The following is a 22,924-nucleotide window of genomic DNA, read 5'->3' as shown; positions in this document are numbered from 1 at the left end:
CGGCAATTATCGTCTAACGAAGCTAATCCATTGATAAGTTTAAGCTTATGAATTTATATTAAAATTAATATTTTTTTATATGGAAAATCAAGCGTAGTATAGAAATGTCATGAACAAAATATCGTGAACAAAGCGTACAGTTAGGCGGTTTACTGAATAATGAATGATAAAGTTACGATTCCCGTATGGGCGCTCGGCTCGTTTCTTGTCGTTATGAATACGACGATGTTCAACGTTTCGCTGCCGGATATTATTAAAGAGCTGCATATTACAGCCGCTCAAGGTTCTTGGATCGTCTCCGGCTACTCGATCGTATTTGCGTTGTCGACGATTATTTTCAGCCGGCTGTCCGATTTTATCGCAATCCGCAAGCTTTGGACGATAGGGATTTCACTGCTCGTCGCAGGCTCCGTCATCGGCTTCTTTTCGGACAGCTTCGGGCTCATCCTGTTCGCCCGGCTGTTTCAAGCGACCGGCGCCGGGGCTTCTCCCGGCCTAGGGATGGTGCTGGCCAGCCGCTATGTGCCCTACGAACGGAGGGGCAGAGCGATCTCGATGATGGCCTCGGGCAGCGCGCTGGCGTTCGGCCTTGGCCCCGTTATCGGAGGAGCCATTACTCAGTATATGGGATGGCATGAACTATTTCTGGTCACCTGCCTCGTGCTGCTTCTGGTGCCTTTTTTATTAAGGCTCATTCCGAAGGAGACGCTGCCCCGGGTGCGCTTCGATTATGCCGGCGCGGCTCTTATCGTCATTACGGCATCCAGCTTCTTGGTTGCGGTCACACAGCTTTCCGTGCTCGTGCTCGCGATCAGTCTGCTGGCATTGGCGGTAACGCTGGTCCATCTGCATCGCGCGGAGAAGCCCTTCATCCCTCCGGCGCTGCTGCGCAACGCGTCTTACCGGAAGCTGGTAGCGGTCGCATTTATCGCCTTTGTGCTGAACTTGTCCATGCTGTTTTTAATGCCGTTAATTTATTCGAACGTGTTCCGTATGGGGGCGGCCTCGATCGGCCTGCTTATATTTCCCGGGGCATTCCTGTCCGCTTGCCTTATGAAGCTCGTCGGGCGCTGGATCGACCGTCACGGCAATTTCCGCTTTCTGATCGCAGGACATTTGCTGCTCGCCGTCTCCATGCTGATTATCGCCATGTGGCTTCATGTGTCGGCCGTCGCTACGCTGGTAGCCTACATCGTCTTTGCGCCGTCGCTCTCCGCGGTAACTTCGGCGCTGTCCAACGAGGTATCGCGCATTTTGCCTAAGGAGCTGATCGGCTCGGGGATGGGGCTTACCCAGCTGTCTCAATATTTGGGAGGCTCCTTTGCGGTCGCCGCCTGCGGGCTGCTGCTCGTATGGCAAAAGGATCTCTCGCCCGCCGACGCTTTCCAGCATATTTATTTCATTCTGATCGCTATGTTATTCATATCGTTAATGATGCTGGCGTCTTATAGAAAAGCGGACCGTCCCGCGAAAGATCGCGCAACTGCCGCCGCGGAGTAAGCAAGGAAGCGGCTGTTCGCAAAAAAAGGACCTCATGCCCGTCTCGGAGCGGGGATTTGAGGTCCTTTTTTTCACGTCTTGCTTGCGCCGTTAACCGATCGACTGCTTGATCTGCTTGCTTCGCAGCTGGCCGCAGGCGGCGTCGATATCCGTGCCGTGCTCCAGTCTGACGCTGCAGCTGACGCCCTGCTTTTTCAGCGTATCGTAGAACGCCGTGATGGATTCCTGTTCGCTTCGCTGATACTGGCTGTGCTCGTCGACCGGATTGTACGGAATCAAGTTCACATTGGCCAGCGGGCGTCTGTGCCCGACCAGCTCGGCCAGCTCCAGCGCGTGCTCCGTGCGGTCGTTAACGTCTTTAAGTAAAATGTATTCAAGCGTAATTCTCCGCTTCGTTTTCTCCAAATAATAATCGATCGCCTGCATTAATTGGTTCAGCGGAATGGCCCGGTTGATTTTCATAATTCTCGTACGCAGCTCGTCATTCGGCGCGTGCAAGGAAATCGCCAGATTGACGTTCAGGTCGGAATCGGCGAATTCGATAATTTTGCCGGCAAGACCGCTGGTCGACACCGTAATATGTCTCGCGCCTATAGCAAGCCCTTTGTGGTCTTTAACGACATTAATGAAGTCCGTCATGTTCACGAAATTGTCGAACGGCTCGCCGATGCCCATAACGACGATATGGCTCACTTTTTCCCCTCGGCCGGCTTGGTCCAGGTGCAGCTGCACCTTCATAATCTGCCCGACGATTTCCCCTGCCGACAAATCGCGGCTCTTCGCCAAAAGCCCGCTCGCACAAAAGCTGCAGCCGATGTTGCAGCCCACCTGCGTCGTTACGCAAACCGATAATCCGAATTTATGTCTCATCAGCACGGTCTCGATCAGGTTGCCGTCCGTAAGCTTGAACAGAAACTTGATCGTGCCGTCGGCCGATTCCTGTCTCAAATGCTCGATCAAAACGGAAATCGCGAAATGCTCGCTCAGCAGCCGAACACATTCGGGATGAACGTCGGTCATCTCCGCGAAATCCGTAACCCGCTTTCTGTAGAGCCAATCCCACACCTGCGCGGCGCGGAACTTTTTATGCCCGCGCTCGCCCAGCCACGCAATCAGCTGATTTAACGTTAATCCATAGACGGATGATTTATTCATATGAAAATCCTCTTTTCGGCTCTATAAGTTCAGTCCTATTATTGTCCCAAAAATAGTGCGCTAAAACAAGAGGATACGCGCAGTTATTTCACATCCAATATTGTCTAAACCGCTCTCAAGGGAATCAGCCCCGAACGCCCGCCGCTTCCGAGAGGCCGGCGATCGCCCGCTCCCAGCGCAGCTTCATCTCTTCCCGGACGGCGCTGTCTGCAAGCTTCTCCTGATGAAAGCTGACGGTCGTCCCCGTGCTGGCGGATAAAAGGCGAATCTGCACGGTCGACGGCTGCTCCCAGCCCTTTCTTTGCCAAGTCATTCGCAGCTGCTCTTGAGGCTTAACGACCCTTACCTCTCCGGAGCTTCCGTCCGAAGTGCCGTACAGCTGCCCCTTCTCCAGCTTCAGCTCGTCGATATCGCCCAGCCAGAGCTTCAAGCCGTCCGGCGACATCAGCCGCTCCCATGCTTCCTCCTTTGTGATCGGCAGCGTCCTTCGAACCCCGATTTGAAATCCCGCATCTTTGGTCTTCCCTACCAGCTTGTCCATCGTCCTTCCTCCCATTCATACCTTAATTCTCGTCATCGGCCTCAACTGCCTATTCGTCTTGAAACCAGTATACACCGAGGAGGTGCGCGGGGAAACATGAACAAATCCCCCAAAAGCCATCCATGCCGCCGACGCGGCACCACAGACAATGGAAATGGGGTACCAAGAGTAATTTCCAGGGTAGTGACGTGATGCTCTGAAGCTTATTCCGTCCCGCATCCAGCCTAAGCTGGATCGGCGTCTAACCCTTCCTCTGGGATCGGGGGAGCCTACGGATATCCACAGGATATGGCTGCGCATCATTTCCTAAACAATGAAAAAAGCCGCCCGTCAAGGCAGCCCTCCGCTGTAACTGTATTCAAGTGCTCATCCATCTTCCGTCTATAGAAGGCATCGTCTAAGCATGCATCCCGGGCCCGGCTTGCATGCTCAGCTTCTGTCCCGCTTCGAGCCGCACCTCGTAGCATCCCTCGCCCCATGCCGACGGCGTTACGCGCGCCGTATCGCCGGACCAAGCATAGCTCTGGAAATGATCCGGAAGCTTCAGCACGACGGACGTGCCGCGCTCGGCAGCCAGCTGCGCGGCGAACATCCCTTCCGGCATGTTCCACTCGAAGGATACCGTCCCGGTGCAAAACCGCAGATCGGCCGCTTTGCCCTTCTTCCACTTTCCGGGGAGCGCAGGCAGCAGCTTCACGAATTTCGGCGATACGTAAAGCAGCATCTCTTGCACGGCGTTCACCCAGCCCATGTTCGCATCCATCTGAATCGGGGCCTCCGCCATATTCATGCAGACCCCCATGTTCCGCCAATCGTTATGCAGCGTGAAAAAATTGCTCAGCAAGCAGGCGCGGGACAAAATATCCAAACATTCCAGCGCCTTGTCGCCGTCGCCGAGGCGCGCATAGATCGCCGCCATATGCACGAGCGACCAGCCGCTCTGCGCGCCGATCAGCCGCTTCTTCACCGCCGTCTCGAAAGCCCCGAACTTCTCCGGCTGCTCCTCCCGGGTAAATTCCTGGCCGGGGAATATCGGGTAAATATGCGACAAATGGCGGTGATCGTACCGATCGTCGAACCTCTCGTGCATCCATTCCCTAACGGCTCCGTCCGCATTGACCTGGTAAGGCGGGATGCGTCTTAGCATCTCCTCCCACTGCCCCGTCTCCTGCGCATATATCCCGGCCTCCCGGCTCCCTTCCACCAAATGCGTCAGCAGCTCTTTCAAGATGGCGAAGTCCATCGTCGCGTTAATCGTCGTCGGCATAGGATGCGCGAGCGGCCTGCCGTCCGTAGGCATAAAGTTTTGCGGCGTATTTTCCGGGGAAACGGACGGGTAGTACCGGTAGAAGCCGTCATCGCCCACGACAAGAAAATCTTCGTAGAACAGCGCCGTCTCCCTCATGAACGGCAGCACCTTGTGCACGAGAAATTCGCGGTCCCCGGTGTATAAGTAGTACTCGTAATAATGCCGCGCCAGCCAGCCTGCGGCCCCGGTCCAGTTCATAATGACCGGCACGATCTGATTCGGCACGCCAATCCCAGGAGTCGAGCCCGCGGGAATGTAGACGCCGCGGCAGCCGTACAGTTTCCGCGCATTATCGCGGAAATCGTCCATCATGCCGTCGTAATACCGGATCAGTGCCGGCATCAGCTCGGTCAAGCCTCCGGCGGGCGCGTGCCAATACATCATCTGGACATTTTCATTGGCCATATTATGACACCAGACGAGCCGGTAATCGCCGCCCCACAAGCCGTACAATCCGAACGGGTAGCCTTCGGCATGAGTGCCGCAGATGAACAGGTAGCGGCCGTAAGCCCACATTTTCTGCACAAGCTCCGTCGGCGCCTCCCCGTCATAGGCTTCGAGCAGCAGCTCTTCATTCGTCCGCTCGCCCGCTCCGTCTCCGAGCTGCACGGCGGCTGAGTGAAACAGCCGTCCGTGCATTTGCGCATGCGCGGCCAGCAGTTGTTCGTAATTCGCAGCGACGGCAGCCAGCTCGCTGTGCAGCCGGCTCCATTCCCGCTGCCGCTCGCCCTTTACAAACACCTTGGCCACGACCAGCAGCTTGGACGCGGCGCGGAACCGGATCGAACCCGGAAGTGCTTCCGTCTCTCCTTCTCCGGCGATCACACGCAGCACGACGCCGAAATCCGTTCCGTCATCGTTGCGGGCGGCATAATAGAGATAACCGTCCTTCGCTATCCGCTCGACGGTCTCCTCGATCTCCCTGCATTTCTCGGCAAGCCGGGGATTGTCGGTCGGATGAAACGCCAGCTGAAGCTCGCCCTGCAGCTGCGCCGCGTCCGTTCCGATCTCGTATACGATAGCATCGTCGCTGCGGGAGACGAACAAGCGGCGCTCATAGGCGGCGTCTCCGTCCTGCCACGACACCGTCACTTCGCCGGTTTCCATATCGAGAACTCTCCGATACCGCTTGAACGCCTGCTCGCAAGGCATAAGCAGCTTCAGATCGGCCGCCGGAAAGCGGGCCGCCAGACGCGTATCGTAGCCATGGTCCTTGAGCGCGTTGGTCAAATTCCAGCTGGCTTCCAAATACTTTTCTTCGTCCATCAGCCTTCTCGTTTCGGCGAGCGTGTGACTCACATCCGGCACCGGGTCCTTTTGCCCCCAATGCCACAGATCTTCATGGGTGATCATTACCGTCTCCTCTTTGACTCCGCCGTAGACGGACACTCCGATCTTCCCGTTGCCGGACGGCATTCCTTCTCTCCACATATTTTTCCACCAGGATGCCGGATATTTCATGACGAGCCGATTAGCTCCGCTCTTCTTTCCCCTATCTGATCGTACATCTGTTTGGGCCATTGCCGCATCTCTCCTTTTACCGTCCATCAATTGCCCTTCCTCTTAAAAGCGCATGTACCTCGATTATAGGCCGGAAAACATGCGGCTGTCTTTGTACAGAATAGTTTCCTTTGTCCTATTTTCCAATCTAATAAGAGTTACCGGGTAAGGCGAAACGACGAAAGAAGGAGCTGCGAGCCGCATGCCTGTTCCCGTATACCGTTTTCAAGTCGACTATTTGACGCGATATTGCGAATTTAATCCGCAGCTGCTGTTTGTCCAGAAATACATGTTCGCTCCCGGCGAACAGTGCCCTTCGCGCACATGCTGCGCCAATGCCGTCGTACTCATCGTCACGGAGCTTGCCGGAAAGTACGGGTTTTCGTCGATTCATTATTTTTCCACAGCGTTCAAGCGCAGCGCCGGCATGTCCCCTTTCGAATACCGCGAACAGTACTGTTCCCCGCCGAAACCCCAAAAAGCCGGCTTCCCCGAAGGAAACCGGCTCTTACCGTGCTTGCGGACAGCTGGCCTCGCCTGAACGCTTAAGACAGCAGCTTATCCTTCGTCTCCTTGCCGAAGACGACGATGAAGACCGCAGCGAGAATCAGCGACAGCATACTGAAAAACATCGTCATCGGCAGTCCCATCCCTCCCCAGACGGCTGCGAACAGCAGCGGAGAGAAAGCCGAGGTAACGCGGGTAATCGCCGTCGCCCAGCCGAAGCCGGTCACCCTGAGCAGCGTCGGATAGCTCTCCGGGATATACACGTACAGAATGGCTAACGCGATCGACTCGAACATATCATAGATACCGAGCAGAACGAAGCTGGAGGTCGGAGCATCCAGAGCAAATGCAAAGGCGTACAGCGCTATGCCCATAAAGACGAAGCTTAAGGCGACCGACCATTTCCGTCCGACCTTGTCGACCAAGTAAATGCTGAACAGCACGCCGATCAGACCGACAAGCGTTATATAGGAGGTGAACAGGAAGGCCGCCGTCGTTTGATATCCGCTTGCGATCAAAATTTTCGGCAGCCACAGGATGACGCCGTAATAGACGAACAATACGCTCGCATAGGCGTACCAGACCATGAAGGTCGTGCCCGGGCTGTGCTTCCATACTTTAATAAGCGAAGAGAAAATCCCCTTGATGACGCTGCCGCTTTGCTTATCGGTATCCTCCTGCGCGGAGAACAGCTGGCTTGCGTCGATCGAAGCGCCGTGAACTTCCCGCAAAATCCGGTTAGCCTCTTCCACCTTGCCCTTGCGATACAAATAAAGCGGAGATTCGGGAACCTTCACCCGAACGAGAAAAATGAGCAGTACCGGCACGCCGGCCGCGATAAAGATCAGGCGAAAATCCTGATACTTGCTGAGCCAGGCGGATACGAAGCCGACAGCCGTCGCGCCGCCGACCCAGAACACGCCGAGGATCGTCATCAGCTTGCCGCGCCATTTCGGAGGCATGAATTCGGACAGCATCGCCATATCTACCGGCAAACAGCCGCCAAGTCCGATTCCGGCAATAATGCGGAATAGGAACAGCAGCGGTACGTTCGGCGCCGCCGCGCACAGCAGCGAGAAGACGGAATAGAGCAGCACCGTGCCCATGAACGCCTTTTTCCTGCCGATCAAATCCCCCAAGCTGCCGAATAGAAAACCGCCCACCGCCATCCCGAGAAAACCCGCCGTTGCAAACCAAGCGAGCGCATCCTTCTCCAGATGCCATTGCTGGGAAATGAGCGGAATGACATAGGACGGGAGCAGAATATCGAATGCATCGAAAAAATAGCCTAAAGCCCCGACGATGTAAATCCAGATGTGCTTCTTGTTCAGCGGAATGTCAGGCAGCGAAGCCAGCCCTGTGTTCCCGTGTCCTGTTGCGGATGATGTTGCCGCTTGGCTCATTGCGGATTGCCCCTCTCATAATGGAAGTATCTGCTTTATCCCGTTTCCCTTTGCCGAAACGAGAACTTGTTATTATGGTCAAGTGTAAGGAAGGCTCACATTAAAGTCAATGTCCGTTATTCGTCTTTAAATAACAAGCGTTTTCATTTTTTTGAAAGCGGGTGCATTATTTTTCCATGTGCCATTGATGTCAGCTTATCTATTTAAAGACATATAATAGTCCTGTCTTTTAATGAATATCTCCTATACAATAAATCCATCAAGACCATTCCGCATGTTGAAAGGAGCTATTCCCATGAATACGACATTAAATAAGCGATTGGACACGTTGGAACAATTGGAGGCGCAGCTCGCCGAGCCTTCGGAGGAGCTGATCCGCGATATCGCTGCGCTGGACGGAGATATTTTGCTGCTCGGTATCGGAGGCAAAATGGGCCCGAGCATGGGCCGGCTCGCCGTGAACGCGGTTAAGCGGGCAGGCGTCGACAAGCAAGTCATCGGAGCTTCGCGCTTCTCGGACTCCGGGCTGCGCGAAGAACTGGAGGCGGCAGGCGTCACGACGATCCGGGTCGATCTGCTGAACGACCAGGAGCTGCAGGCGCTCCCCGATGTTAAAAATGTCGTGTTCCTGGCCGGCAACAAGTTCGGAACGACCGGCAACGAGCATTTTACCTGGGTTATGAACTCCTACCTGCCGGGACGCGTGGCGGAGAAATATAAAAACTCGCGTATCGTCGTATTCTCGACCGGCAACGTGTATCCGCTCACTCCTGTCGGTCAAGGAGGAGCCGGCGAGGAAACGCCGACAGGGCCGAACGGCGAATACGGTCAATCCTGCCTGGGCCGGGAACGTGTCTTCGAGCATTTCTCCCATAAATACGGCACACCCGCAACCATTTTCCGGCTGAATTACGCAATTGATCTGAGATACGGGGTTTTGGTGGAAATCGCCAAAGCGGTGTACGAAGGGCGGCCGATCGATCTGACGATGGGTCACGCCAACTGCATATGGCAGGGCGACGCCAACGAATGGGCGCTGCGATCGCTGAACGTCGCCGGAACGCCGCCGACCGTGCTGAATATTTCCGGGCCGGAGACGATTTCCTTGCGCTGGGCTGCCGAGAAGTTCGGGGAAGCCTTCGGCAAAGCGCCGGTATTCACCGGGGAAGAAGCGCCGACCGCCCTGCTCAGCAACTGCTCCAAGGCGCATCAGCTGTTCGGCTATCCGAAGGTGACCTTGCGCCAGATGATGGACTGGATCGCCGGCTGGATCGGCACCGGCGGGCAGACGTGGAATAAACCGACCCATTTCCAGGAGAGAGAGGGGAAATTCTGATGAGCGCAACTCCACAGCTATCGCCGGAATTGACGCGCGCGCTCCATGAAGGGCTGGCCATTCCCGCCCACCCGCTCGCTTTGAATGCCGAGCGTCGGCTCGACGAGAAGTATCAGCGGGCGCTGACCCGCTATTATGTCGACTCGGGAGCCGGCGGCGTTGCGGTCGGCGTCCATTCGACCCAATTCGAGATCCGGCTGCCGGAGATCGGCTTGTTCGAGACTGTGCTGCGGCTTGCTTCCGAGGAGGTCGACCGGCGCAAGCCGGACCGTCCGTTCCTGAAGGTGGCCGGCATCTGCGGGCCGACGGAGCAGGCGGAGGCCGAGGCGCATATCGCCGCGGGGCTAGGCTATCATGCCGGTCTGCTCAGCATGGGCGGATTGAAAGGCTGGTCCGAGGAGAAGCTGCTCAAGCGGACCGAAGCGGTCGCGAAGATCATTCCCGTATTCGGCTTCTATCTTCAGCCTTCCGTAGGCGGCACCGTGCTCAGCTACGATTTCTGGAGACGGTTCGCCGACATTCCCGGCGTGATCGCCATCAAGATGGCTCCGTTCAACCGCTACCAGACGATCGATGTCGTACGCGCCGTCTGCTCGTCCGACCGTTGCAGCGAGATCGCCCTCTATACCGGCAACGACGACAATATCGTGAACGATCTGCTCACTGCGTACCGGTTCAATATCAACGGAACACCGGTGGAAAAGCGCATCGTCGGCGGCCTGCTCGGCCATTGGGCGGTATGGACCCGCAAGGCGGTCGAGCTGCTGGAGGAGATCAAGCGGGTCAGAGATAACGAGGCGCTGGACCGCCGCTGGCTGACGCGCAATATCGAAATCACCGACTGCAATGCGGCCTTCTTCGATCCGGCGCATCATTTTGAAGGATGCATCCCGGGCATTCATGAAGTGCTGCGGCGGCAAGGTCTGCTGCCGGGACGCTGGTGCCTGAATCCGTCGGAAGAGCTGTCGGAAGGACAAATGGAGGAAATCAGCCGGGTTTACCGGGATTATCCTCATCTGAACGACGACGCGTTCGTCGCCGCCCATTTGTCCGAATGGCTCTCCGAGTAGAGCAGGCAGAGGGACTCAGCGATGCGGTTCAAGGACGTATTCTCTATCATCGGGCCGGCTATGGTCGGCCCCTCCAGCTCCCATACCGCCGGAGCGGTACGGCTGGGGCGCGTCGCCAGGCAGCTGCTGGGCTGCCGTCCGGAGCGGGCGGAGGTGACCTTCTACGGCTCGTTCGCCCAAACCTATCTCGGCCACGGCACGGATCTGGCGATCGTCGGCGGTCTTCTCGATTACGACACCGACGATCTGCGCATCGCTCATTCGCTGTCCCATGCGGAAGCGGCGGGCATCCGCGTAGAACTGCGGCAGGGAACCGGGCCTGCGCCGGCCGCGCATCCGAATACGGCGCGAATCCGCTGCTTCGCCCCCTCCCCCTCTCCCGCCGATGGCTCACAGACTGCCGTCTCCATGATCGACAGGATCGAAATGATCGACATGACCGGCATGTCCGTAGGAGGAGGCACTATTGAGATCGCCCGGGTGGACGGCTTTCCCGTCCGGTTCTCGGCGGTTTATTTTACTTTGGTGCTGTGGCATTCCGACAGACGGGGATTGATCGCCGAAGCCGCCGGCCTGCTCTACCGGCATAACGTGAATATATGCTCGATGGAAACCGGGCGCAAGGAGCGCGGCGGCGACGCCCTGACGGTATTCGAGACCGACGCCCCCGTCCCGGATAGCCTGCTGCTTGGTATGAAGGCACTGGCTGGCGTACGGGCAATGCGGGTTGTGAATCTGGGCGACAGAACGGGAGAGTGATGAAGATGAGATTTCACACGCTGCAAGAGCTGGCTCGGCTCTGCGATCAGGAAGGCGTCACGATCGGCGAGCTGATGCTCGCCGAGCAATGCCGGGAATCCGGCCGCACCCGGGAGCTCGAGCTCCGCAAAATGACCGATTACTATCTCATTATGAAGCAAGCCGTCAGCGAAGGGCTGAAGGAAGATCATCCGTCGCGCAGCGGCTTGACCGGCAAGGACGCCCGTCAGGTGCACGCATACCTGCAGCGCGAGGCGGAAGCAACGCTGGCGGGCGCGCCGGCCGCGGCGGCGATGGCTTACGCGCTCGCCGTATCCGAGGTCAACGCGTCGATGGGGCGCATCGTCGCAACGCCTACGGCCGGCTCGTGCGGCATTATTCCCGGCTCCTTCGTCGGCTCCCAGACCCGCTTCGGCTGGTCTGACGAGCATATGACGATGGGCCTGTTCTGCGCCGGGGCGATCGGTTACGTGATCGCCAACCGCTCCTTCGTCTCCGGCGCCGAAGGCGGCTGCCAGGCCGAAGTCGGCTCCGCTATCGCCATGGCCGCCGGAGCGCTCGCCGAGCTGCGGGGCGGCACGCCGGCCCAGGCGGTGCACGCCGCCGGGCTCGCGCTGAAGAACACGCTCGGCCTCATCTGCGATCCGGTCGGCGGCCTCGTCGAGATCCCTTGCATCGTGCGCAACGGATTCGGCGCGGTGAATGCGCTCGCCGCCGCCGACATGGCGCTGGCCGGCGTCCGCAGCGCGATTCCGGCCGATGAGGTTGTCGATGCGATGCGCGAGGTCGGCGCCGCGATGCCGGAGAAGCACCGCGAGACGGCTCAAGGCGGTTTGGCGGCGACGCCGACCGGCCGCCGCATTATGGATGAGCTGTATCGCCGAAATTCAAGCAGTTAAGGAGTGAATATCGTGACATCATTGCCGCTTCAATCTCTGCTCGCGCGCAGCGAAGTGCTGAAGAACGACTGGATCGCCTTCCGCCGCGATCTGCATCAGTACCCGGAGCTCAGCCACCGGGAGAGCCGCACGGCCGAGAAGGTCGCATCGTTTCTCCGCGGACTCGGTCTGCAGCCGCAGACCGGCGTCGGAGGCCACGGCGTCGTGGCCGAGCTGCAAGGCGCTGAGCCCGGTCCCGTCATCGCCCTGAGGGCGGATATGGACGCGCTGCCGATTGCCGAGGAGACCGGGCTCCCCTACGCCTCGCGGGAGCCCGGCGTCATGCACGCTTGCGGCCATGACGCTCACACGGCGATCCTGCTCGGAGCGGCGCAGCTGCTTGCCGAGCGGCGGCAGGAGCTAAGCGGCGCGATCCGCTTTATATTTCAAGGCGCGGAAGAAACGAACGCCGGGGCTAAAGCGATGGTTCAGGCGGGCGTACTGAACGGAATCGAAGAAATCTACGGGCTCCATAACCTCCCTACCCTGCCTGTCGGCATGATTGCCACGGGCAGCGGGCCGTTCATGGGCTCGGTCGATCGCGTGGAGATTATGCTGGAGGGCCAAGGCGGTCACGGGGCGATTCCGGACCGCTGTCACGACCCGATCGTCGCGGCGTCCGCCGTCGTCATGGGGCTGCAGACGGCCGTCAGCCGGGAGATTTCTCCCTTCGAGCCGGCCGTTATAACGATAGGCAGCTTCCAGGCGGGAGAAGCGAACAATGTGATTCCGCAGTATGCCAAGCTGACCGGCACCGTGCGCACGTTCTCTTCCTCGCTGCAGCGGACGATGAAAGAGCGCATCGAGCGGCTTGCGGGCCAGATCGGCGGCGCTTACCGCTGCCGCGTTCAAGTCGCCTATATCCCGCATGTAGCCGTACTTGTCAACGATCCGCGTTGTGTTTATCATATAGAGCAGACGGCCGATGTGCTTATCGGCAAGGAGCGGCGTACGGCGGCGTCTCCGACGTTGGCGGGAGAGGACTTCTCAGTGTACCTGGAGCACCGGCCCGGCTGCTTTTTCTGGCTCGGATCGGGCCCCCGGGAAGGCGCGGAGCAGGCGTACGGCCTGCATCATCCGAAGTTCGCCATCGAGGAAAACTGCATTCCGCTCGGAGCGGCCCTGCTCGCTTCCGCCGCTTGGCAGAGAGGCTCGAACATTTCGACTTGATGGGGGCGGCAGCTCATGTGGAGCCAACCTAAAGAAGCATACAATCAAGGCATTTCCATCGGCGTGATCGGACCGGAGGAGGCTGTGGACGATCTGCTGCAAGCGCTGCAGCGGTTTCCGTCCTTTCGTCCGGAACCGAGAGTGTACCGGAACGAGGAAGAAGCGCCGGCGCTGGCGCTGGAATTGATGGACCAAGTGGAGGTGCTGCTGTTCACCGGGCCGATTCCGCACCGGATCGCCATGGACAAGCTGCAGTTTTCTATTCCGGTCCATTTTGTGCCCTTAACCGGCACCGGTTTATACCGCGCGCTGTTTCTGCTCGAAAAACGCTACGGCTTGACGACGCTATCCGTCGATACGATGTCCAAGAAGCAGGTCGAGCGCACCTTCAAGGAGCTTAGCGAATTAAACGTACAGGTCGTTTACTATAACGGGCTTCATCCCTATTCGCGGGAGGAGCTCGTCCGCTTTCACCTGCACCACTACCGGAGCGGATCATGCCAAGCGGTACTGACGGCGGTCAAGTCGGTATCCGAGGAGCTGACGCAGCTCGGCGTGCCGAACGAGTGGGTGATCCCGACGGAGCAGGATATGATCGTCTCGCTCGAACGCGCCCTGCTCTCTACCGAAACAAGACGAAGCAACGAGTCGCAGATCGTCGTCGGGATGGTTCATCTGGACGAGTCGGGAGCCGTCGTCAACGCGCGGTTCACCGAGCATGATTTTCAGAAAATGAAGCTCGACATCCAGAAGATGCTGCTCACCTTTGTCGAGACGCTGGACGGGCATCTGACCCATCTGGGCGGAGGCGAATATTTGATCATCACGACGCGCGGAAGCTTCGAGAGGGTAACCGGCGGGTATAAATATATCGCGCTGGCGGGCGAAGCCGAGAAAATGTTCGGCATCACCTTCAGCATCGGCTTCGGCTTCGGACGTTCCGCCGGCGAGGCCGGAACTCACGCTCGCCAGGCGCTCCGTCAGGCGAAGGAGGCCGGAGGCAATCACTGCTTCATCGTGCGCGAGGACAACGGCATCATCGGCCCGCTGGAGATGTCGCAGCCGCTGGAATACGACGCTTCCCTGATCGATCCCGATCTGATTCAGCAAATGGAGGCGAGCGGCATGACCCTCGCTTACTTAAGCAAAATCGTTGCGCAAGTGGCCAAAAAGCGCCAGTTCGATTATACGGCGCAGGAGCTTTCGATGATTCTCGGCGTCACCGTGCGGAGCACGCACCGTTTTTTGCTGCAGTGGCTTGATGCGGGACTGGTCGAAATTGTCGGCGAGGAGAAGGGAAAGGCCAAGGGGCGACCAAAGCAAATATACCGCTTGTCGTTTATGCGCGACGCTCACGGGCGGCAATAATCCGTTGAGAACCGATGCCCCCTTTGGCCATTGGAAAAGGAACCCCAACGCCCGCCCAGCTGTTCAGCTAGAGCTTTTGTCCGAAGAAGAGTCCGGTCCGCAGTTTGCAGTTCGCGGCCGGGCTCTTCTTTATTTCCATCCTTGCGATCGGCCTTTGGCCCGAGCTCCGTCCTGCCAAAGCGCGCTCGAACAGTCCCGGAAGGGAGCTTCAGGAGGTGTAGCTTCAGGAGGTGTAGCTTCAGGAGGCGTAGCCTCCGGAACCGAGCATCGAATCGTTTCTAAATGTAACGGACACCGGGGAGCTTAATTCGTCGCAAACAAACGTTTTTTAAACGTAACGGTCGTCATCGCGCTTAGATAGCTCCGAACTGCTTCTTAAGGAGGCTTTGCCAACAAATAGCTACAGCTGCGTCCGTTAGAAATTCAAAATGGCCGATATGGTTTATATAACGGCCGCTGTGTCCGTCCCTCGTAATTAGGGGATAATCTCACGAATGCTCACTCATTCGCAGGATTTCTATTGTATTGGATGTCGGTGAAGTTTGGATTGTAGGGATTCTGGCCCATCTCATTGGCTAATCGGCATGCAGGAACAGAGGCAGCGTTCATAACGCTTCCAGTTTTACCCTATTGTGCACTACTCCACTTTGCCTCTGGAGGTTCACCCTCCCATGACTCAACGGGTCTTCGCCCTTACATTCCTTCGTTACACCTGTCCAAAGGTGTGGAGACCGATAGCGTTTACTTGACGGGTCATTGCCCTGACGGACACAGAATTCGGTTCACTGTGCATCCATGATTTGAAATCCTGCAAATGAGTCAATACTCGTTTCTGCTAGGAGACTTTAGGCTGCAGGGATGGCCGCTTCGTGTGCGGAACGGTATTCTTCTCCTCTTTGAACCATACCGATCGTGATGCGTGCCCATTTTCCAATTAACTTAAAGATTGATGCCTGCTTCTTCATCCCCTTCGCTACGTTGTGTTCATGCCATCGCTTGAAATCTTCATTGTATCGAACGAGATTGAGCACGCCCAGGAACAAATATTTACGCAGCATGCTGTCTCCGCGCTTGGAAAGCTTGATTTGTCCTTTGAACTTGCCGGAGGTGCACTCTGCCAGATTCAGACCGGCCCGCCTGAGCAACTGCCGACCATGCGAGTACAAGCGAAGGTCGCCTGCACAACCCAGGAGGGCTGCAAGGGTAATCGTCCCCAGCCCGCGAATACTTTGCAATTGCTGCGCCAACGGCATGTCACCCACGAGGGCCTCTATTTCCCGCTGGATTTCATCGAGTCTCTGAAGGGACTGTTTATACGCATCCAACAACCGCTTGATATCTCGACGCGCTTCTTCCGGCACTCGCTTGTCACCGATGCTGCGTGCGGCCAAAGATAACAGCTCCAGCGCCTTCGCTCTCCCGCTAACGCCTGAGGCCCGTTTCATGCCTTGTTCTTTCCAGCCTGCAATGACCTGCTCTACCGTTAGCCCTTGAAGGTCACCAGGTAGCGCAAACGCGCCGAGCGTCGCCAGCGCACGAGGGACGGTCCAATCTTTGAATACCAGTCTGAACTCAGGGAAGTACAAATCGATCCACCGGACGATGCGGTTACCTAAACGTGTGGCATCCTTCGACCAGAACTCGTGGTCGCTCATGATGGTTTTGATCCGTTCAAAGGCAGTCCCTCGGGGAAGGTAGTCCGTGTAGAAGCCCCGGCTCACCACATCAGCAATGGTGAGTGCATCTTTTGGATCGTTTTTGGAAGGACTGTTGTCCCGATTTTCCTTGTTGCGGTGCGTCGTGACGGGGTTGACCAGCACGACGTCAACGCTCTGCTCGAGCAGCCAGTTGGCAAGATTGAACCAATAGTGCCCCGTGGGCTCCATGCCGACGAGAAGCGAAGACAAGCCGTGTTTAGCTTGTGCTTCTTGAATCCACCGGAGAAATCGTTTAAACCCCTCCCGTGAGTTGGGAAACGACAGGTGACGTGAAGTCAGAGAGCGACCGCGAAAATCCGTCAATTGGGCTACGTGGCTATCTTTCGCGATGTCGACTCCCACCACCGCATGGTGTGGGGTTATACGGTCGATTCGTTGATTTATAGTGGCATTTCGGTTAAACTTCATAATAAGACGCCTCCTGATGGGTTTTTAGGGCCTTGACCCGTGACACCCCCATCATACGAGGCGTCCCTGTTTTTGTCCAAGGCCAAATATTAGCCTCTACAGGAATGTTTACTTCCGATCACTGTTGAAATCGGGGAAAAAAGGAGACCGCGCTTACGCTGCTCCAACTCTCTATCGACTCTCCTCTCGTTTTTCACCACGCTTCTAAAAGGGTATTGAAAACAAACAGCCTGCCGTCGATAGAGGTTTCCACTCGCTCTTGGAGCCGGATTTCTTTCATGTTGTACCTCTCAAGCGGGGAAATCGCTATACAAAGGCGGCCCGCTTACGCTTCTCCAGATTCAAGCGGCCCTCCGCTCTTTTTTCACCGGGCTTGTAATGGTTGCCGGAAATTTCCGGCTCATCTCTTGTTATTTGCCAGCCGATGTTTTATATTGACATAATAGCAGGTCAAAAATAAAAGGGGTGAACGGACAAGATGACTCCGCGCACGAAGGAACAAAACGAAGAGATCCGGCTGCGGCGTCTGGCGCAAATTCGTAGAGCCGCTGCCGATGTGTTTTTGAATAAGGGCCTTTATTGGAAATTCGCGATGTGGCCGCGCAGGCGGGACTCGGCTATGGCACGTTATACCATTATTACAGCAATAAAGGCGATTTGCACCCCGATTTGTTATGGGACGCGTTGGAGCGGGCCGGGGAATTGCTGAAGGCCCCGCTGGAGGTCCTGCGCGCGGCGGCTTCCGGGGAGGCGGCGGCGGGCGGGCATTTCGGCTTGGCCGCTGCGGCTGCGGCGGACACTGGGAGCCTGGCTGCCGCGGATTCCCGAAGCCGAGGCAGCGACACCGCCGCTGCCGACGTCCGGCTGCTGCAGCTTTGGGCGGAGGACCGCGCCCTGTACCTGCTGTATAAGCTGGCCGGGGAGGACTTCGCCTGGCTGCCTGAAGCTCGCTCATCCTCGCTCTCGGCCGCCGTTCGCCGGGAGGTGCTCGCGCCGCTAGGCGCGCTGCTGGAAACCGGACGCGCGGCGGACGGGGCTGCCGCTTCCCGCGGAAACGCGGCGGGGCGCCGTATCAGCTGCAGCGCTCGGAAATGCTGCTGGCCGCCTTGGCCGGCTGCGCCTCGCTTTCGCTTCGCCGCGGAATGCTGCGCGGGAGGCCGGGGATATCGCCCGGTTGTTATAATTATAGAATGAATAAGGAGTGAATGAACAAAAGATGATCATTTTAAAATCACCTAAGGAAATCGAAGCGATGAAGCCGGCGGGCCAAATCGTTGCGGACTGCTACCGCGAGGCGGCCAAACTGATTGAGCCTGGGATCACCACCCGGGAAATCAATGACTTTGTTGCCAGACACATCACCAAGCTGGGCGGCAAGCAGTTTACGAAAGGGTACAACGGGTTCCCCGCCGAAACCTGCACCTCGGTCAACGATGTAGTGGCCCACGGCATTCCTGCGAACCGGGAGCTGATGGACGGCGACTTGCTGAAGCTCGATATCGTCGTGGAATACGGCGGATGGTTCGCCGATTCGTGCTGGTGCTATGCGGTGGGCAATATCCGGCCGGAGGCGCAAAAATTAATGAAGGTGACAAAGGAATGCTTGGATCTGGGGATCGCCCGGGCGCTCCCGGGGGGCCGGCTCGGCGACATAACGTCGGCGATTCAACAGCATGCGGAAGCGAACGGATTTTCGGTCGTACGCGATTTGCTGGCGCACGGGATCGGGCGGAGCCTGCACGAGGAGCCGAGCTACGAGCATATCGGCGTAGCCGGCAAAGGCGTTCGGTTAAAGGAAGGCATGGTGTTTACGATTGAACCGATGATTAACGAAGGCACGTTCCGTATCACGATCGACGACGATGGGTGGACGGCGAGAACGGCCGACGGCAAGCTGTCGGCGCAATATGAGCATACGATCGCAGTCACGCCGAACGGACCGCTGATTTTAACTGCCCATTAAGAATAAAGATGAACGGACGGGGATGCGTTCTTTCAGGAAATAAATCGCCTCCCCCGCCTGCATAGCCTGACGAAGCTCGTAATCCGAAACGGCGAAAAAGCGCTGCGCCCAGCCTGGAACAGAGAAGCCTCTTTTCACATGGTTTATATTTACCGATTCACGAAAAACCGCATTGTTATGCGGTTTTTATGATAACTTTGGCATCATCTTTGCAGCCTTCCGGCTACCGTGAACAGTACCTGTTCCCCTTTTTGACACAAAACATGCCCCCTACTGCACCCGCTTACAGTTTACAGTTTAACGAAATAACGCTAGCCGTTTTTAAATATTCCTTTACAGGAATATTCCTTATAGTGTATATTAAAAACACAAAGAAGATAACCATAGTGATGAGGGAGATGATATGATACCAAGAGATCAATACTTAACGAGGTGAACGACATGTCAGGAAAGAATCCAGGCATGGACCTGATGACGCTGAACGCTTTGGCCGAGCCGAATCGTATGCATATCGTCGAGCTCTTGCGCGACGGCCCCTTGACGGTGGGAGAAATCGCCGAACGGTTAGGGCTTCGTCAGCCCCAGGCCTCGAAGCATTTGAAGGTGCTTAGCGACAACGGAATCTTGGAAGTGAAGGCCGAAGCCAACCGGCGGATCTACAAACTCAGGCCCGAGCCTTTCCAAGCGCTGGATTCTTGGGTTAAGTCTTTCCGGCGCATCATGGAGGACAGATTCGACAATCTGGAAGACTACTTGCGGGAATTGCAAAACAAAGAGCAATCCAAAGACACTCTTAAATAAATGAGGAGGAAATACAATGTCAAACAACGCAATAGTTTCAAGGGTAGAAAATGATCGGGTGCTGGTGCTGGAGCGTATTTTCGATGCGCCGCGCGACCTCGTCTTCAAGATGTTCCAAGAAGCCGAGCATCTCAAACACTGGTGGGGGCCGAAGGGCTGGGAGCTTCCGGTTTGTACCGTCGATTTCCGCCCCGGCGGAGTTTGGCATTACTGCATGAAGTGCATCGATCCGAACCAAGGCTCGTTTTACGGCATGGAATCTTGGGGCAAAGGCATTTATAAAGATATTGTCGAGTCGGAGAAAATTGCGTACACCGACTATTTCTCGGATGCCGAAGGCAACCTGAACGATTCCATGCCTTCTACCGAAATTACGATCACCTTCATTGATCTGGACGGCAAGACGAAGCTGGTCAACCATGCCGAATATGTGTCCGCGGAGGCTCTCAAAACCGTGATGGATATGGGGATGCTGCAGGGCATTACGGAAACTTGGAACCGCCTGGAGGAGCGCCTGAACGAAGTCAAGTGAGACCATAGAAGGACGCTCTCCATGAAACCACGCTAAGAGAAGGGATGATGTCCATGAACGTTGGGTCTGCGAAAAAAGCGGCGGCCGATTGGGTAACGAATCATGCCAGCCGGACGGAGGGCTACCGCGGAGCGTACTTCAGCGGCTCCACAGCCGTGCTGCCGGACGAGGCGGAGCTGCCGGCGTCCTCCGACGTCGATGTCATGATCGTGACTGCCGAGGCCGCCCCGCCGCTCAAGCCGGGGAAATTCATCCATCGCGACGCGCTGATCGAGGCCTCCTATATTTCCTGGCATCAGCTCGCTTCGGCAGAAGAGGTGCTCGCCAACTATCACCTGGCGAACGGCTTCCGGACCAATACGATTATTGCCGATCCGACGGGACATCTGCACAGCCTGCAAGCCGAGGTGTCCCGGCTCTTCGCCGAGCGGCCTTGGGTAAGACGGCGCTGCCTCAACGTCCGGGAGAAAATCGAGAACGGTCTGCGCGCTATCGATACCGCCGCTCCGCTGCACGACCTGCTGACGTCGTGGCTGTTTCCGACCGGCGTGACTACGCACTTGATCCTCGTCGCCGCCCTGCGCAATCCGACTGTAAGGCTGCGCTACTTGGCCGCCCGTGAGGTGCTGGAGAGCTATGGCCAGGACAGCCTGTACGCGGAGCTGCTGGAGCTGCTCGGCTGCGCGCACCTGACCCCGGAACGCACGGAACGCCATCTCGACGAGCTCACCCGAACCTTCGACGCCGCAGCCGCTGCGGCCAGGACGCCGTTCTTCTTCAGCTCCGACATCTCTCCCGCCTCGCGGCCGATTGCCATCGACGGGAGCCGCGAGCTGATCCGCAGAGGCTTTCACCGCGAGGCTGTCTTCTGGATCGCCGCGACCTTCGCGCGCTGCCATAAGATTTTGGCTGCGGATGCCCCTCGCGAGCTGCAGGAGCAGCTGCTGCCGGCCTTCGAAGCCGTCATAGCCGATCTGGGCATCCGGTCCAGGGAAGACTTCCTCTCCCGCGCCGCAGAGGGGATCGGCTATCTGCCCCGGCTGTGGGAGGCTGCGGAGAGCATCATGGCGAACAACCCGGAGATTCAGCCGGGCGATTAAAGGCGCGGCGAGAGCCGCCTGCTCCGCATATTGAAACGTCCTCCGATCTCTTCTGTACCCGGACTTCTTGAACGGCTAGCGCTTAAATTAAAATCCGGCCCGCTCATCCTCGGGATGAAGCAGGCCGGATTTTCGGCATTATTTTTTATTAAAGCTTTGTACTTTGGCGTACCATTCCTGAGCGCGTTTGGTGACCTCGTCTCCGCCCGACTGCTTCCACTTTTGAACGAATTCGTCGAATTTCTCCAGCGGCCATTCCCCGATCACGATTTTAGCCAAATACTCCTGGAACATCTTGTGCGACTGAATATCCGGGAAGCCTTCGTAAACCGAGCTAGGCATACCGTCTCCGGCGATTCTCCGCGCATCCTTCATACCGACGGCGAATATATCCTTGATCATCTTCGCCTGATCCGCCGTATACAGCTGATCCAGCCGTTTATCCATCGATTCCTTCGTCGTGAAATTGAGCATGCCGAGCGCGATCGGCTTATCGTCGGTTTGCGGCAGCAGCTTCTTCTTGCCGTCCACTACCTCATGCTGCAATCCCTCCACGCCGAACAGGTTAAACTCCTGATTGGCCGGATCGTAGAAGAAGTCCAGCAGCTTCAAAGCGTACTGCGCCCGTTTCTCCGCAGCTTTCGGAATGATCCATTCCGCCTCGCCGATGCTCTTCTGCGTAATAAATCCGGTAAATCCGTCCACCTTCGGCAAAGGCAGACCGGCTACATAAGCGTCCGGCGCCGTTTTGCGCATTGCATCGATCTTATCCTTCAAGCTCGCCGGAAGATGGTACCAGTTGCCGACCAGATTGTTGTTGATTTTGGCCTGCCATACATCGCCTTTGTTCAGGAAAGTCTCGTTATCGAGCAGCTTTTGCGCGTATAGCTCGCGGAGGAAGGCGATGGCTGCCTTCATATTCTGGGAAGTGCCCGCGTAGTTGATATTCCCGTCGTAGACATCCCACTCCGGCTTCCCTTCCCACATCGCGACGCCGCACATCGCGAACAGATGGTCCATCCATGTGCCGAACTCGCGGCCTGTCGTAGGAATTTCGTCGGCCTTGCCGTTGCCGTTAGGGTCCTGATCCTTGAACGCCTTCAGCAAAGTGACATACTCGTCCTTCGTCGACGGCATCGTCAAGTTTAGCTTATCCATCCAGTCCTTACGGATCATCGGCACCCGTTCGGGAATCATGTACACTTTCGGCACATAATAAATTTTGCCGTCCGGCGAAGCGGTGCGCACGACATCCCAAGCTTCCTTCGGAATGCTGTTCCATACGTTCGGCGCGTATTTCGGCAGCAGATCGTCGAGCGCAAGCGCCCCTCCCTGCTGAATGAGCGTCTGCTCGACGCCGCCGATCGGACGCATAATATCCGGCAGATCGCCCGAGGCGATCATCACGTTGATGCTTTCCGCAGGGTCGGCCCCCGGAGGGCTCGTCGTCAGCACATACTCCACGCCGGTCTTCTGGGCGATATATTGAACATGAGCGTTGCTGCTGTCGGGCATCGTTCCTTTGCCGAGATGCGTCTTGTACACTTTGACCTTAACCGGACCGCTGCCCGCGTCCGCAGCGGCGCCTTCTCCCTGGGACGCTCCCGAACCGCCGCAGCCGGCAATCGATACGGCGGCCATCATGACGGCCGCAGATGCAGCCAGTTGTTTCTTTCTCTTATTGAACATAGTAGACCCTGCCTTTCTTCTCTCGCTTATTGAATTATTGGTCCACGGTGCCTGAACTTTACAGCCCGGCCTGCCTCATGCGAATGCCGCCGTTTCCCAGCCGCATCCGCCCCGGCCCGCCGGACTATGCTGCTTGTATATTCAGCCGATGACGGCC

At 57.1% G+C, this 22,924-nt stretch carries 18 protein-coding genes and 1 pseudogene; 13 read left to right on the top strand and 6 right to left on the bottom strand.

All coding sequences use genetic code 11. The features are described 5' to 3' along the window. Positions 1 to 159: 159 nt before the first annotated feature. Positions 160 to 1,500, top strand: a complete 1,341-nt coding sequence (locus tag SK3146_RS21840) for an MFS transporter (RefSeq protein WP_249860758.1) — start codon at positions 160 to 162, stop codon at positions 1,498 to 1,500. 90 nt (positions 1,501 to 1,590) lie between these two features. Here the strand turns inward: SK3146_RS21840 and rlmN are convergent, their stop codons facing one another. From rlmN to SK3146_RS21825, 3 genes are all read right to left on the bottom strand, one after another. Then, positions 1,591 to 2,655 (bottom strand): dual-specificity RNA methyltransferase RlmN, encoded by a 1,065-nt coding sequence (gene rlmN / locus SK3146_RS21835; protein ID WP_249860757.1) that lies wholly within the window; start codon positions 2,653 to 2,655, stop codon positions 1,591 to 1,593. Between the two features lie 124 nt (positions 2,656 to 2,779). Continuing rightward, entirely contained in the window at positions 2,780 to 3,196 is a 417-nt protein-coding gene (locus SK3146_RS21830; RefSeq protein ID WP_249860756.1) for an SRPBCC family protein, read from the bottom strand. A gap of 397 nt (positions 3,197 to 3,593) precedes the next feature. Continuing rightward, positions 3,594 to 5,966: a glycosyl hydrolase family 95 catalytic domain-containing protein gene (locus SK3146_RS21825; protein ID WP_249860755.1), complete on the bottom strand. Its 2,373-nt coding sequence runs from the start codon at positions 5,964 to 5,966 to the stop codon at positions 3,594 to 3,596. A 241-nt stretch (positions 5,967 to 6,207) separates the two neighbouring features. On the opposite strand from SK3146_RS21825, the gene SK3146_RS21820 reads away from it, so the two are divergent. Then, positions 6,208 to 6,546: an AraC family transcriptional regulator gene (locus SK3146_RS21820; RefSeq protein WP_249860754.1), complete on the top strand. Its 339-nt coding sequence runs from the start codon at positions 6,208 to 6,210 to the stop codon at positions 6,544 to 6,546. Positions 6,547 to 6,550: 4 nt separating this feature from the next. Here SK3146_RS21820 and SK3146_RS21815 read toward each other — a convergent pair whose 3' ends face one another. After that, positions 6,551 to 7,915 carry an MFS transporter gene (locus tag SK3146_RS21815; protein WP_249860753.1) on the bottom strand — a complete coding sequence of 455 codons (1,365 nt, stop codon included), beginning with the start codon at positions 7,913 to 7,915 and terminating at the stop codon, positions 6,551 to 6,553. Between the two features lie 319 nt (positions 7,916 to 8,234). Here SK3146_RS21815 and SK3146_RS21810 point away from each other — a divergent pair, with 319 nt between their 5' ends. Genes SK3146_RS21810 through SK3146_RS21785 form a run of 6 tightly spaced genes read left to right on the top strand, consistent with a single transcriptional unit; the run spans position 8,235 to position 14,556 of the window. Continuing rightward, positions 8,235 to 9,251, top strand: coding sequence for an NAD-dependent epimerase/dehydratase family protein (locus SK3146_RS21810; protein ID WP_249866401.1), 1,017 nt, complete (start codon positions 8,235 to 8,237; stop codon positions 9,249 to 9,251). Beyond that, entirely contained in the window at positions 9,251 to 10,321 is a 1,071-nt protein-coding gene (locus SK3146_RS21805) for a dihydrodipicolinate synthase family protein (RefSeq protein WP_249860752.1), read from the top strand. The genes SK3146_RS21810 and SK3146_RS21805 overlap by 1 nt, the downstream gene beginning before the upstream one ends. Positions 10,322 to 10,342: 21 nt before the next feature. Then, positions 10,343 to 11,080: an L-serine ammonia-lyase, iron-sulfur-dependent subunit beta gene (gene sdaAB / locus SK3146_RS21800; RefSeq protein ID WP_249860751.1), complete on the top strand. Its 738-nt coding sequence runs from the start codon at positions 10,343 to 10,345 to the stop codon at positions 11,078 to 11,080. Between the two features lie 5 nt (positions 11,081 to 11,085). After that, on the top strand, positions 11,086 to 11,979 hold the full coding sequence (sdaAA, locus tag SK3146_RS21795) for an L-serine ammonia-lyase, iron-sulfur-dependent, subunit alpha (RefSeq protein ID WP_249860750.1): 894 nt from the start codon (positions 11,086 to 11,088) through the stop codon (positions 11,977 to 11,979). 12 nt (positions 11,980 to 11,991) lie between these two features. Further along, positions 11,992 to 13,188 carry a M20 metallopeptidase family protein gene (locus SK3146_RS21790; RefSeq protein ID WP_249860749.1) on the top strand — a complete coding sequence of 399 codons (1,197 nt, stop codon included), beginning with the start codon at positions 11,992 to 11,994 and terminating at the stop codon, positions 13,186 to 13,188. Between the two features lie 15 nt (positions 13,189 to 13,203). Beyond that, the gene (locus SK3146_RS21785; protein WP_249860748.1) at positions 13,204 to 14,556 is read left to right on the top strand and encodes a GGDEF domain-containing protein; all 1,353 of its coding nucleotides are present in this window, start codon (positions 13,204 to 13,206) and stop codon (positions 14,554 to 14,556) included. Positions 14,557 to 15,401: 845 nt separating this feature from the next. Here SK3146_RS21785 and SK3146_RS21780 read toward each other — a convergent pair. Continuing rightward, positions 15,402 to 16,682: an IS110 family RNA-guided transposase gene (locus SK3146_RS21780; RefSeq protein ID WP_249860747.1), complete on the bottom strand. Its 1,281-nt coding sequence runs from the start codon at positions 16,680 to 16,682 to the stop codon at positions 15,402 to 15,404. A 478-nt stretch (positions 16,683 to 17,160) separates the two neighbouring features. Between SK3146_RS21780 and SK3146_RS21775 the strand changes: the two are divergent. From SK3146_RS21775 to SK3146_RS21755, 5 genes and pseudogenes are all read left to right on the top strand, one after another. Further along, positions 17,161 to 17,865 (top strand): annotated as a pseudogene (locus tag SK3146_RS21775) (TetR family transcriptional regulator). A gap of 33 nt (positions 17,866 to 17,898) precedes the next feature. Next, entirely contained in the window at positions 17,899 to 18,645 is a 747-nt protein-coding gene (gene map, locus SK3146_RS21770; RefSeq protein ID WP_249860746.1) for a type I methionyl aminopeptidase, read from the top strand. Positions 18,646 to 19,086: 441 nt separating this feature from the next. Then, positions 19,087 to 19,446, top strand: coding sequence for an ArsR/SmtB family transcription factor (locus tag SK3146_RS21765; RefSeq protein ID WP_249860745.1), 360 nt, complete (start codon positions 19,087 to 19,089; stop codon positions 19,444 to 19,446). 16 nt (positions 19,447 to 19,462) lie between these two features. Then, entirely contained in the window at positions 19,463 to 19,978 is a 516-nt protein-coding gene (locus SK3146_RS21760) for an SRPBCC domain-containing protein (RefSeq protein WP_249860744.1), read from the top strand. A gap of 53 nt (positions 19,979 to 20,031) precedes the next feature. Beyond that, complete coding sequence (locus tag SK3146_RS21755; protein ID WP_249860743.1) at positions 20,032 to 21,078, top strand: hypothetical protein; 1,047 nt, start codon at positions 20,032 to 20,034, stop codon at positions 21,076 to 21,078. Between the two features lie 138 nt (positions 21,079 to 21,216). Here SK3146_RS21755 and SK3146_RS21750 read toward each other — a convergent pair whose 3' ends face one another. Continuing rightward, positions 21,217 to 22,767 carry an extracellular solute-binding protein gene (locus tag SK3146_RS21750; RefSeq protein WP_249860742.1) on the bottom strand — a complete coding sequence of 517 codons (1,551 nt, stop codon included), beginning with the start codon at positions 22,765 to 22,767 and terminating at the stop codon, positions 21,217 to 21,219. Positions 22,768 to 22,924: the final 157 nt, after the last annotated feature.

It is taken from the genome of Paenibacillus konkukensis (genome assembly GCF_023523925.1).
Lineage (GTDB): Bacteria > Bacillota > Bacilli > Paenibacillales > NBRC-103111 > Paenibacillus_S > Paenibacillus_S doosanensis.
This window is presented reverse-complemented; position numbering and strand designations above follow the sequence as displayed.

What these genes read in the sequence shown, in the direction of transcription:
- SK3146_RS21820 (WP_249860754.1), top strand. Translation starts at nt 6,208, where the DNA reads ATGCCTGTTCCCGTATACCGTTTTCAAGTCGACTATTTGACGCGATAT.
- SK3146_RS21805 (WP_249860752.1), top strand. Translation starts at nt 9,251, where the DNA reads ATGAGCGCAACTCCACAGCTATCGCCGGAATTGACGCGCGCGCTCCAT.
- sdaAA (WP_249860750.1), top strand. Translation starts at nt 11,086, where the DNA reads ATGAGATTTCACACGCTGCAAGAGCTGGCTCGGCTCTGCGATCAGGAA.
- SK3146_RS21765 (WP_249860745.1), top strand. Translation starts at nt 19,087, where the DNA reads ATGTCAGGAAAGAATCCAGGCATGGACCTGATGACGCTGAACGCTTTG.
- SK3146_RS21780 (WP_249860747.1), bottom strand. Translation starts at nt 16,682, where the DNA reads ATGAAGTTTAACCGAAATGCCACTATAAATCAACGAATCGACCGTATA.
- SK3146_RS21755 (WP_249860743.1), top strand. Translation starts at nt 20,032, where the DNA reads ATGAACGTTGGGTCTGCGAAAAAAGCGGCGGCCGATTGGGTAACGAAT.
- SK3146_RS21840 (WP_249860758.1), top strand. Translation starts at nt 160, where the DNA reads ATGAATGATAAAGTTACGATTCCCGTATGGGCGCTCGGCTCGTTTCTT.
- SK3146_RS21825 (WP_249860755.1), bottom strand. Translation starts at nt 5,966, where the DNA reads ATGAAATATCCGGCATCCTGGTGGAAAAATATGTGGAGAGAAGGAATG.
- SK3146_RS21785 (WP_249860748.1), top strand. Translation starts at nt 13,204, where the DNA reads ATGTGGAGCCAACCTAAAGAAGCATACAATCAAGGCATTTCCATCGGC.
- SK3146_RS21750 (WP_249860742.1), bottom strand. Translation starts at nt 22,767, where the DNA reads ATGTTCAATAAGAGAAAGAAACAACTGGCTGCATCTGCGGCCGTCATG.
- SK3146_RS21760 (WP_249860744.1), top strand. Translation starts at nt 19,463, where the DNA reads ATGTCAAACAACGCAATAGTTTCAAGGGTAGAAAATGATCGGGTGCTG.
- rlmN (WP_249860757.1), bottom strand. Translation starts at nt 2,655, where the DNA reads ATGAATAAATCATCCGTCTATGGATTAACGTTAAATCAGCTGATTGCG.
- map (WP_249860746.1), top strand. Translation starts at nt 17,899, where the DNA reads ATGATCATTTTAAAATCACCTAAGGAAATCGAAGCGATGAAGCCGGCG.
- SK3146_RS21815 (WP_249860753.1), bottom strand. Translation starts at nt 7,915, where the DNA reads ATGAGCCAAGCGGCAACATCATCCGCAACAGGACACGGGAACACAGGG.
- SK3146_RS21830 (WP_249860756.1), bottom strand. Translation starts at nt 3,196, where the DNA reads ATGGACAAGCTGGTAGGGAAGACCAAAGATGCGGGATTTCAAATCGGG.
- sdaAB (WP_249860751.1), top strand. Translation starts at nt 10,343, where the DNA reads ATGCGGTTCAAGGACGTATTCTCTATCATCGGGCCGGCTATGGTCGGC.